Source organism: Bradyrhizobium genomosp. III, from assembly GCF_000261705.1.
GTDB classification, from domain to species: domain Bacteria; phylum Pseudomonadota; class Alphaproteobacteria; order Rhizobiales; family Xanthobacteraceae; genus Bradyrhizobium; species Bradyrhizobium ottawaense.
The window spans coordinates 1-9876 of record NZ_AJQF01000279.1; the positions used below are offsets into that span (position 1 = coordinate 1).

11 protein-coding genes and 2 pseudogenes are annotated in these 9876 nt (G+C 64.4%); 7 read left to right on the top strand and 6 right to left on the bottom strand.

Annotation, left to right across the window (positions count from 1 at the left end):
- The 3 genes and pseudogenes from IC66_RS0123445 to IC66_RS0123455 form a co-directional block, all read right to left on the bottom strand.
- A pseudogene (locus IC66_RS0123445) lies at positions 1-235 on the bottom strand (Rieske (2Fe-2S) protein); the annotation flags it as partial.
- 265 nt (positions 236-500) lie between these two features.
- A complete protein-coding gene (locus tag IC66_RS0123450) occupies positions 501-965 on the bottom strand; it encodes a group III truncated hemoglobin (protein ID WP_038973413.1) in 465 nt (154 codons plus the stop codon).
- A gap of 237 nt (positions 966-1202) precedes the next feature.
- On the bottom strand, positions 1203-2114 hold the full coding sequence (locus IC66_RS0123455) for a 3-hydroxybutyryl-CoA dehydrogenase (RefSeq protein ID WP_131233117.1): 912 nt from the start codon (positions 2112-2114) through the stop codon (positions 1203-1205).
- Between the two features lie 297 nt (positions 2115-2411).
- Here IC66_RS0123455 and pstS point away from each other — a divergent pair, with 297 nt between their 5' ends.
- The 3 genes from pstS to IC66_RS0123470 all read left to right on the top strand — a co-directional run bounded on the left by pstS (position 2412) and on the right by IC66_RS0123470 (position 4770).
- Entirely contained in the window at positions 2412-3467 is a 1056-nt protein-coding gene (gene pstS, locus IC66_RS0123460) for a phosphate ABC transporter substrate-binding protein PstS (RefSeq protein ID WP_038973414.1), read from the top strand.
- 236 nt (positions 3468-3703) lie between these two features.
- Entirely contained in the window at positions 3704-4075 is a 372-nt protein-coding gene (gene arsC / locus IC66_RS0123465) for an arsenate reductase (glutaredoxin) (protein ID WP_049801793.1), read from the top strand.
- Positions 4072-4770, top strand: a complete 699-nt coding sequence (locus tag IC66_RS0123470) for an ABC transporter permease (RefSeq protein WP_028142716.1) — start codon at positions 4072-4074, stop codon at positions 4768-4770. The genes arsC and IC66_RS0123470 overlap by 4 nt, the downstream gene beginning before the upstream one ends.
- Here the strand turns inward: IC66_RS0123470 and IC66_RS0123475 are convergent.
- Complete coding sequence (locus IC66_RS0123475; RefSeq protein ID WP_038949228.1) at positions 4744-5553, bottom strand: substrate-binding domain-containing protein; 810 nt, start codon at positions 5551-5553, stop codon at positions 4744-4746. The genes IC66_RS0123470 and IC66_RS0123475 overlap by 27 nt on opposite strands.
- Positions 5554-5715: 162 nt before the next feature.
- On the opposite strand from IC66_RS0123475, the gene IC66_RS0123480 reads away from it, so the two are divergent.
- Complete coding sequence (locus tag IC66_RS0123480; RefSeq protein ID WP_038949230.1) at positions 5716-6003, top strand: hypothetical protein; 288 nt, start codon at positions 5716-5718, stop codon at positions 6001-6003.
- Positions 6004-6065: 62 nt separating this feature from the next.
- On the opposite strand, the gene IC66_RS0123485 is transcribed toward IC66_RS0123480, so the two are convergent.
- A complete protein-coding gene (locus IC66_RS0123485; protein WP_152102571.1) occupies positions 6066-6530 on the bottom strand; it encodes a hypothetical protein in 465 nt (154 codons plus the stop codon).
- A gap of 168 nt (positions 6531-6698) precedes the next feature.
- Between IC66_RS0123485 and IC66_RS0123490 the strand changes: the two genes are divergently transcribed.
- Both IC66_RS0123490 and IC66_RS0123495 read left to right on the top strand, forming a co-directional pair.
- Positions 6699-7958 (top strand): hypothetical protein, encoded by a 1260-nt coding sequence (locus tag IC66_RS0123490; RefSeq protein WP_038949232.1) that lies wholly within the window; start codon positions 6699-6701, stop codon positions 7956-7958.
- 64 nt (positions 7959-8022) lie between these two features.
- Complete coding sequence (locus tag IC66_RS0123495) at positions 8023-8295, top strand: TonB-dependent receptor plug domain-containing protein (RefSeq protein WP_038949233.1); 273 nt, start codon at positions 8023-8025, stop codon at positions 8293-8295.
- A gap of 124 nt (positions 8296-8419) precedes the next feature.
- Here the strand turns inward: IC66_RS0123495 and IC66_RS48985 are convergent, their stop codons facing one another.
- Positions 8420-8548, bottom strand: coding sequence for a hypothetical protein (locus tag IC66_RS48985; protein ID WP_283806361.1), 129 nt, complete (start codon positions 8546-8548; stop codon positions 8420-8422).
- A gap of 445 nt (positions 8549-8993) precedes the next feature.
- On the opposite strand from IC66_RS48985, the pseudogene IC66_RS0123505 reads away from it, so the two are divergent.
- Positions 8994-9876: pseudogene (locus IC66_RS0123505) on the top strand (diguanylate cyclase domain-containing protein); the annotation flags it as partial.

The following is a 9876-nucleotide window of genomic DNA, read 5'->3' on the forward strand; positions in this document are numbered from 1 at the left end:
GCTTTCCCTCCTTGTCGCCTTCGGAGAAGACGAGCACATCGCCTTTCTGGGGCCGTTCGTCGGAGCCGGGCGGATCCTCATCTGCGCGCGCGTGCCCGGAACAACCGAGGCAAGCGGTGGTGGCGAGCGCACCGAGCAGGACCGTGCGCCGCGTTTGGTCGGCGCAAGCGTCGGCTTCGGGCTCCCCGGAGTTTTCGGACGATGTGGAATTGGCGTTCAGGGATGCGCGGGACATGTCCACAAGCAGGCGCTGGAACTCTGCCGAAAACAAGGCGAAGAATTGGCGCCGCAGTGCATCAATATGGCTTTGCTCGCGTTGATTGAGCGACGATGAACGCATTCAAGCGCGTTTTCACAATTTCAACGTCGCGCCGCGCGAGCGGCATGATGATTTTGCAGATCAGACCGATGATGTTGGTATTGGTGCGGCGCGCTATTCGTCGCGCTGCGCCAACGCAGCGCGACGTCCCCTGCATGTTTTGCAGGCAGCCGGGTCGTCGTCAGGACCTGAGCACGTGGCGCGGCGCGGCGATCGAACCGGCGACGGTGGCCGATGCCATCTCAAAACTGTCGGCGATGCGGCGCGCCTTGTCGATGAAGAGTGCAGCCGCCGGCGGCGGGCAGACCTCGCGCGCGGTCTGCTCGAACAGATCGAGCCAGCGGTCGAAATGATCGCCCACCAGGCTCAGCGGCAAATGCGCCCGCATCGGCGAGCCGTGATAGCGGCCGCTCATCAGCACGACCGAGGACCAGAAATCCCTGAGCTTGGCGAGATGCTCGTCCCAATTCTGCACGATCCCGAACACCGGCCCCAGCCGTGCATCTTCGCGCACGCGCCCATAGAAGCGGGTGACGAGTTCCCCGATCATCTCTTCGGTAATCCCGGTGCGCTCGATCGCATCCTGGGTCAACAGGTTCCGCCGCGCGGCCGCCGCCTCGCGCTCGGCCTTCAGTCGATCCGACATCTTTGCTTCGTCCGTTTCGTCTTTCCCTCTCCCCCTGTGGGAGAGGGTGGCTCGCCGCACAGCGGCGAGACGGGTGAGGGGTCTGCCTCCGCGTGCTCCTCAGCGAGTGAGTCTACGGCAACAACCCCTCATCCGGCGCTTCGCGCCACCTTCTCCCACAAGGGGAGAAGGGAACGCCCGCATCCATGCTGGCGCAATTCGCGACGTCCGTCTTTGTCGCAGCGCAAATTGCGAGGATCAGGCGCTATAGATGTAGAAGCCCTGCCCGGTCTTGCGGCCGAGATGGCCTGCATCGACCATCTCTTTGAGCAGCGGCGCCGGCCTGTATTTAGGATCGTTGAAGCCCTTGTAAAAGACCTCCATCACCGAAAGCATGGTGTCGAGCCCGACCAGATCGGCTAGAGCCAGCGGCCCGATCGGATGGTTGCAACCGAGCTTCATGCCGGCGTCGATCTCTTCCGCCGTCGCGATTCCCTCCTGGAGCGCGAAGATCGCCTCGTTGATCATCGGGCACAGGATGCGATTGACGGCAAAGCCCGGGCTGTTCTTGGCGGTGATCGCCACCTTGCCGACGCGCTTGGCGAAATCGAGGGCCTTGGCGTGGGTGTCGTCGGAGGTCTGCAGGCCGCGGATCAGCTCCAGCAGCGCCATCACCGGCACCGGGTTGAAGAAGTGCATGCCGATGAAGCGGTCGGGACGATCGGTCGCCGCAGCGAGCTTCGTGATCGAGATCGACGAGGTGTTGGTCGCAAGCAGCGTGCGCGGCGACAACGTCGCGCAGAGATCCTTCAGGATCTTGACCTTGAGCTCCTCGTTCTCGGTTGCGGCCTCGATGACGAGATCGCAATTGGCAAGCTTCGCCCGGTCGGTGGTGCCGGTGATGCGCTTGAGCGCCGCCTCGCGATCGGCCGCCGACATCTTCTCCTTCTTGACCAGACGCTCGAGGCTGCCGCCGACGGTCGACAGCCCGCGGTTCACCGCCGCATCGGAAATGTCGACCATCACGACCGAGAGCCCGGCCGCCGCGCAGACCTGCGCGATACCATTCCCCATGGTGCCTGCCCCGATGATGCCAACCGTCTGGATCATTGCCTCGTATCCTTCATCCTTGCGGGCGAGCCAATCCCGGCCGGCCCATTGTTCCTGCATCAGGCTCTAGCACCGCCGGCGGGCGCCTGCGACCCTGATCCTGCCCCTTCCTTAAAGCATCCATGGCGGGAATAAAGCCGCTGCCGGTCGCGAAAGGGCACGATTTGGCCGCCTGGCGCGCAATTTGCCTCAAATTGCGTCCCTGCCCGGCCGGGCCAGCGATCTCCCTCAATCGGACGACGCGGCGGAGCTGACGGCGTGGTGTAGTCGGCGCGCAATGGCCGCCGCGAATGCCTCGCGACGCAATTGTGAGATCGAACACATCGGCTTCGTGCCCCACCTGTTAGCGTCGCGCAAATGAAGAACCACATCGGGCTATCAATCATCCTCACCGCTCTGCTCGTCGCCACACAAGGCATGGCAGCCGAAACCAAAGGCGCCGGCTCAACCTTCGTTTCCCCCGTGATGGCGAGATGGACCGACGCGTACAAGGCCAAGACCGGAAACGTCGTCAGCTATCAAGCCGTCGGCTCCGGCATCGGCCTCGGCCTGATCAAGAAAGAAGCCGTCGATTTCGGCGCCAGCGACATGCCGCTCGACCCCAGGGAGTTGGACAGGCTCGGCCTGATGCAATTCCCGATCGTGATCGGAGGCGTCGTCCCCGTGGTCAATATCGACGGCGTCAAGCCCGGCCAGATCCGCTTTACCGGGCAAGTGCTCGCCGACATCTATCTCGGCAGGCTCAAATCCTGGAACGATCCCGCGATCGCCGAGATCAACCCCGACGTCAGATTGCCGAACGCTGCGATCACGGTGGTCCATCGCATCGACGGCTCCGGCACGACGTTCAACTGGTCGAACTACCTCGCGAAGGTCAGCCCGCAGTGGAAAGCCAGCGTGGGCGAAGGCACCTCCGTCGAGTGGCCGCTTGGCCTCGGCGGCCGGGGCAATGATGGTGTCGCCTCGCTCGTCGGTCTCATTCCCGGCGCGATCGGCTATCTCGAATACACTTACGCGCTGCAACGTCTCGACCGGATTTCCTTCGGAATCGTGCAGAACAGCGCCGGCAATTACGTCGTGCCCGACGCCGCATCTTTCCAGGCGGCCGCATCAAGCGCGGACTGGAAGGCGGAAAAGGATTTCCATCTCGTGCTCACCAACGCGCCCGGTGACGACGCCTACCCGATCACAGCGACGACCTTCGTGCTGATGCCGAAGGCGCCGAAATCACCGGAACGATCGGCAGCCGCCATCGATTTCGTCCGCTGGTCGCTGGAAAACGGAAAGTCCGAGGCCCAGACGCTCAACTACGTCCCGCTGCCGCCTGCCTTGATCGACCAGATCGAACGCTATTGGCAGCAGAGCATCGACGCTGCCCCCAGGATTTCGGCGTCGGCCACCGTCAAACGCTGAGGCTGCAACCGCGGGCGGCCGAGCCGATCCCGGATACCCCGCTCGATGAACCGCTTCCGACAGGGTCGGGAGCGGTTCGCCGCTTCCGGTTCGGGCCAGCCACGCCGATCCTTCTGGAAATTCCGCAGTGAATCGTGATCTAGTCGGCAGGAGGCCTGTTGCCGGCTCGCCACGGTGAGAATACGCGGGGGTCCATGAGAGCGGCCGAACCGCTGCAGAGCCCCGGGGACTTTCGAATGGACGTGATCATCTACCACAATCCCGAATGCGGCACGTCGCGCACGACGCTGGCGACGATCCGGAACGCCGGCATCGAGCCGCATGTGGTCGAGTATCTGAAGACACCGCCATCGCGAGCCCTGCTGCAGCAGCTCATCGCACGCATGGGAATTTCGGTGCGCGAGGCAGTCCGCGAGAAGGCTGCCCCCTATGCGGAGCTCGGGCTCGCCAACCCCGCGCTGACCGACGATCAGCTGCTCGATACGATGATGGCGCATCCGATCCTGATCAACAGGCCGATTGTCGTGACGCCGAAGGGCGTCAGGCTCTGCCGTCCCTCCGAACTGGTGCTCGATCTGCTGCCGGCGCAACAGCGTCAGGCCGGATGAACGACTTCGCACGATCCATTGGCGCGGCGCTCTCGCTGATCGGCGAAGCCGACGCCGAGCTGCTCGGCATCGTCGCATTGTCGGTGCGCGTCAGCCTGACCGCGAGCATCCTTGCCCTGCTGATCGGCGCGCCGATCGGGGCCTTGCTCGCGATCACGCGTTTCCGCGGGCGGCAGGTGATCATCGTGCTGACCAATGCGCTGCTCGGCCTTCCGCCGGTCGTGGTCGGGCTCGCGCTCTATCTTCTGCTCTCGCGGTCCGGCCCGCTCGGGGTGGCCGGACTGTTGTTCACGCCGGCCGCCATGGTGATCGCGCAGACGCTGCTCGCCACCCCGATCGTGGTGGCGCTGGTGCACCGGCCTGCGAGCCTGCTGTGGGCGGAATATGGCGACCTCGCACGGATCGACGGGCTGTCGGTCTTCCGCTGCATGGCGCTGCTGTTCGCGCTCGGCCGGACCTCGCTGCTGACGGCCTTTCTCGCCGCCTTCGGGCGCGCCATCGCCGAGGTCGGCGCCATCATCATCGTCGGCGGCAACATCCGCGGCTTCACGCGCACGATGACGACCGCGATCGCGCTGGAGACCAGCAAGGGCGACCTGCCGCTGGCACTCGGACTCGGACTGATCCTGCTCGCGCTCAGCGTCGCGGTGTCGACCGTCGCCTTCCTGCTAGTGGGACGCGTTGGGGAAAAATAGCTGCTCGCCGCCCACCTTGTAGCCGGCGATCGCCTCCTGCCCCTTCGGCGAGACCAGCCAGTCGATGAAGGCTTGCCCATCCTTCGCCTTCACGTTCGCATGCCTTGCCGGATCGACCAGCATGACGCCGTACTGGTTGAACAGCCGCTTGTCGCCCTCGGTCAGGATGGCGAGCTCGCCGCGATTCTTGAAGGACAGCCAGGTGCCGCGGTCCGACAGAACATAAGCGTTCGACGACGACGCCATGTTCAGCGCCGGGCCCATGCCCTGGCCGATCTCACGATACCAGCTGTCCTTGCCGGCACTGATGTCGACGCCCGCCTCCTTCCACAGCCGGAGCTCGGCCGCGTGCGTGCCGGACTTGTCGCCGCGCGAGATGAACGGTGCCTTCGCTGCCGCGATCTTGCGCAGCGCATCGGTGACATCCTTGCCTCCGGCGATCTTTGCGGGATCGCTCTTGGGCCCGACGACGACGAAGTCGTTGTACATGACGTCGAAGCGTTTCACGCCCTGCCCTTCGGACATGAACTTGTCCTCGGCAGCCCGGTCGTGGACGAACACCACGTCGGCATCGCCGCGCCGCCCGATATCCAGCGCCTGGCCGGTGCCGACGGCAACGACCTTCACGCTGATGCCCTCGGCCTTCTCGAACAGCGGCAGCAGATGGCCGAACAGGCCCGACTGTTCCGTCGAGGTGGTCGAGGCCACGGTGATGGTGCGCTCCTGCGCGAACGCGATGGTGGACCAGAGCAGGGCCGCTCCGATGGTGACAATCTTCCTCATGCGTCGTCCCCCAACAAACAATGACGATCCTGAATAACCTCTGGCGATGGCGACGGGAACCCCGACATTCGGCCGCAGAGAGTTGAAGCGGTGGCTTCAAATCCGCAGGAACGCCGTTGGCGCGGGCGGATTGTATGGGGATGTAACGTCAAGGAGAATCCCGTGAAAAAGATCATCTTGGCATCGGCATGCATCATGGCGCTCGCGTCCGGTGGCGCCTTCGCGCAGACACAACCCGCTCCAGGCGCCTCCGGTCAGGGCGACGTCGGCCCCTCCTCGCGTGGTCCCGCGACCAAGGGAATGACGACCGGCAAGTCGTCGAACATGCAGAACGAGGCCAGCGACAGCAAGGGCGCGCAGCAACCATCGGCCGGCGGCACCAACACGAATAACATGGGCAGCCAGGCCGGAGGCAGCGCGGGCGGCGGCAGCGCGGGCGGCGGCAAGTAGCCGAAAGATCGAAAAATCCCGGAGGGGATCATCGTCCCCTCCCGCAGGCCGACCGGCGTCGATCAACGGCCGGGGCAATATCTCATCACGCTGCGGATCCCCTGTGCCTCCGGTTCCTTCATCCATCCGATTTCCCTGGCCAGCCAAAGCTTGTCGTCGCCGATGACATAGGCGAACGTCATGGTGTCGAAGCCTCTGGGATTGCGGACCGACACCTCGCCGCAGGCCACCTCGATCGAGCGGCCCTGCGGGTCGGATGCGGGGCTGGTCCAGGAAATGTGGATTTCCGCATTCGGCGGGATCAAATGAGCGGCGATCTTTGGCGTGAGATCATTTGCCAAGGCAGGTGCGCAGATCAATGCGGCGAGGACCGCAGCCGGATATATCTTGCGGATCACGTCTTCTCTCCTTCGCTTTCGAAGGAAGCGTATCCGTGATCGGCGCCGCAGCTCTGTGGGAGCGATCACATTGGCAGCCGGTGCACGGCGGCGTGATGACAACCGCACTTTCTCGATGATGCCTGACACATCATGCAGCCGCCCGCGCGCGGGATGCGTGGATGTTCTGCAATTGGTCCTGTCTACATTGACAGGGGTGTGACGGCCGGGGCAGTTTTTCACATTGCTGGCGAATCAGCGATTGCCTCACGCCGAGTACCTCTTGGACAACTCCCAGTGCTTTCGAGACTGATATCGTTGTTGCGCCGCATCCCCGCGGTGAAATGGGCGTTCACCCGGCTTCGGCCCTTGCCGCATGGCGGCAGCATCGACGGTGCGGCGGTGGTCGCCGAACAGCCTGTCATCGTTGCCGACAACGCTGAAGCTCTTCCGGCTCTCGACACCGGCATCGGCACTGATCCGCTGCGCAGCGACGCCGCGGTCGCCGAAAACGGCACCGCCCACCCTGTCATCGCGGAAGCAGCGGCCGATGTCGCCGGCAGCGACGATTCCCTGCAGCAGGCTCCGACAGAATTCGAGCCGGTCTTGGTCGCAGAGGTTTTGGTCCCGGACGAAGCCGCCGGCGAGACGGTCGACGGTCCCAAACCAGTCGATGTTCCTGAACCCGTCATCGCCAATGATCCGCCTGTGGAGCTTTCGACGAAGCCCGAGTCCGACGCCATTGAAGCGGTCGGGGCCATCGACGTCGAGGACGAGCCGGCCAAAGCGGCCGAGCCCGTCATCAGCAGCGATCCACCTCCCGAGTTCGCGGCCGGCGTTGCGCCTGATGTCGCCGAGGAGACCTCGTCCAATCTCCAGGTCGCTTCGGTTGATGTCGCTCCGGTTGATGTCGCTTCGGTTGATGTCGCTTCGGTTGACGCCCCCGCGCTCGTCGTTGCCGACGATCCCTCCACCGTTGCCGTCGTGGATGTCGAGCCTGTTCTAGACGATACCCATGTCACGCTTGCCGATCGCGACGTCCCGGCGGAGCCTGTCGCTGAAGACAAGATCGACAGCGATTCCGCCTCCGGCACTGCGGTGGCAACCGAGCCGGTCGCAAGCGATCCTGCCCCTGTCGCCGCGGAGGACTCTTCCGCCGACGCCCTCGTGGTCACGCATGATGAGCCGGCTCCGGCTCTCGCGGCTCCACGTGAAGAGATTCGCAGTGCGCCGAAACTTCGCGCGAAGGCCACGGAACCTGCCGATCGCACCGCGCTGATCCGGCAGCGCTGGGCGGAAACCGGAATCAGGATGTGGAATCCCCGCCTTCACGGCACCGGCGAAGCCACGCTGAACATCCAGGGCAGCGTTGGGCTGCTGCCGCCTGCGCCCGGCGAGACGATGCCGCGCTACGACAAGCTGGAATTCAAGATGCTCGGCGGACAGATCGTCTGCGAAGGCGTCATCGTCGAGGCCCCCGCGCAGGCGAGCCATCGCAGCTTCACCCGGCTCGCCGAGCCAGGGAAGCTCGACCGGGTTCGCGAACCGGTGCGGGAACGCCAGGCCGCTCTGGCCTGATCCTTTCCGCTGCAAGCGTCGTCACGCCGTGCTAGGCTGAGGTTTCCCGGACATGGGAGATCACATGCCTGCGAAGCTGTTGCGACTGATCGTGATCGCCGCCCTCTGCGTCTCGCAAGGAGCCTTTGCGGCGTCCGGCAAACGGCCTCACCACACGCCCGCCACCGATCCCGCCGCGCCCTACAAGGCCGACCGGCTCTCCTCATCGCGCGGCGAGACCATCCTCAACACGCCCGGGCAGACCACCGTGCTGACGCGAGAAGTCCTCGACGACATGAACGCGCGGAGCCTCCGGGATGCGATGCGCTCGACCGCAGGGGTCACGATCGGACGCTAGAGCATGATCCGGAAAAGTGCGCAGCGGTTTTCCGAGAAGATCATGCTCAAACAATAAACCGAAGCGGAATACGATTCATCCTGATCTCATCGCGCTTTAGGCTGCTTCTCGCTCAGGGGATCGGTTAGCCCTTCCAGATCCACGCGAGCGCCGACGGCAGCGTCTGTGCGATCGTCGGCCGATCGACGTGCTTGGCGTTGCGCACGAACCGGAACTGATAGTGGTAGCCCTTCTCCGCCAGGACCTTGGCCATCAGCGCGTTCGACAGGTCCAGTCACCTCTCCCCCGCTGGGCAGCGCAATCGCATAGTGCGCGGCAGCAGTTTTCAACGAGCACCGATGCTGCTTAGCCTCATCCTGAGGAGACCGCGAAGCGGACGTCTCGAAGGACGAGGCGCGCGCTCAGCTGCGGAAAATGCCATACGCGACTGCCCTGCCCCGCCGGGGAGAGGTGCGGCAAGACGTTGCGCCCAAGCGCATGGTTAGCAGAGCGTAACGGCGGTCTTTGCAGGACTTCGCCGCGATACGCCTGCTGCAGCAGCCCCGTATCGTTAACACAGCCTCACCATTGCGCGCGCCCGGAAATGCAGCGGTAGCGCGCAACCTGCGCTGGTCTTTCGCGCAGGACCCGATCTAACGGGCCCTTTACCCACGCTATGCAAGATCGCCGCGTTTTCAGGATCCGGGGCTCGTATTTCAATGCCTGTTGCCGATTTGAAGTCTTACTTCGCCGCCGCAATGCGGCTGTTTCGCGTGCCGGCCGACAATCCCGAGCTGACGCGCGCGCAGTTCGACGCCTTCTCCAAGCAGATCCCGCTGCTCTACTTCATCCTGATCACCAACACGATCGCGGTCGCATATACCTATGTGCCGCTGGCGCCGGCCTCACTCAGCATGATCGTGCCCGGCGTATTGATCGCGGTGGCGGGCTATCGGACCTTCTGGTGGCGCGGCAGCGCCACGTCGTCCGCAGCGACGCCGACATCCTGCGCAATCTGCGTCTCACCAACTGGATCGCGGCACCGATCGCGGCGGGCTTCACCGTCTGGTCGTTCGCCCTCTATCCCTATGGCGATCCCTTTGCCAAGAGCCAGGTGGCCTTCTACATGGCGGTGACCGTGATCGGCTGCATCTTCTCGCTGATGCATCTGCGTTCGGCCGCGCTGATCGTGACTCTCGTCGTCGACGTGCCCTACGTCGTGTTCTACTTCGCCACGGGCGAGCCGACGCTGGAGGCGATGGCCGTCAACAATTTGCTGGTCACCGGCGCGATGGTGACGGTGCTGACCATCTACTACCGGGACTTCGCCGATCTCGTCGCCAGCCGCAAGTCGCTGCTGGCACAGCAGGCGGCGACCCAGGCACTCTCGGACGAGAACTTCCGCCTCGCCAATCTCGATTCCCTCACCGAGCTGCCGAACCGCCGCCGCTTCTTCGCCGAACTGTCGAGCGCCTTTGCCGACGCCGAGCGCAGAAACGTTCGCGTCGCGGTCGGCATCATCGACCTCGACGGCTTCAAGCCGATCAACGACAATTACGGCCACAGCGTCGGCGACCGCGTCCTGATCGAGGCGGGGGGGCG

Bases quoted from the DNA above. Each gene is read 5' to 3' on its own strand.
- IC66_RS0123450 (WP_038973413.1), bottom strand. From the start codon at position 965: ATGTCGGATCGACTGAAGGCCGAGCGCGAGGCGGCGGCCGCGCGGCGG.
- IC66_RS0123455 (WP_131233117.1), bottom strand. From the start codon at position 2,114: ATGCAGGAACAATGGGCCGGCCGGGATTGGCTCGCCCGCAAGGATGAA.
- pstS (WP_038973414.1), top strand. From the start codon at position 2,412: ATGAAGAACCACATCGGGCTATCAATCATCCTCACCGCTCTGCTCGTC.
- arsC (WP_049801793.1), top strand. From the start codon at position 3,704: ATGGACGTGATCATCTACCACAATCCCGAATGCGGCACGTCGCGCACG.
- IC66_RS0123470 (WP_028142716.1), top strand. From the start codon at position 4,072: ATGAACGACTTCGCACGATCCATTGGCGCGGCGCTCTCGCTGATCGGC.
- IC66_RS0123475 (WP_038949228.1), bottom strand. From the start codon at position 5,553: ATGAGGAAGATTGTCACCATCGGAGCGGCCCTGCTCTGGTCCACCATC.
- IC66_RS0123495 (WP_038949233.1), top strand. From the start codon at position 8,023: ATGCCTGCGAAGCTGTTGCGACTGATCGTGATCGCCGCCCTCTGCGTC.
- IC66_RS48985 (WP_283806361.1), bottom strand. From the start codon at position 8,548: ATGGCCAAGGTCCTGGCGGAGAAGGGCTACCACTATCAGTTCCGGTTC.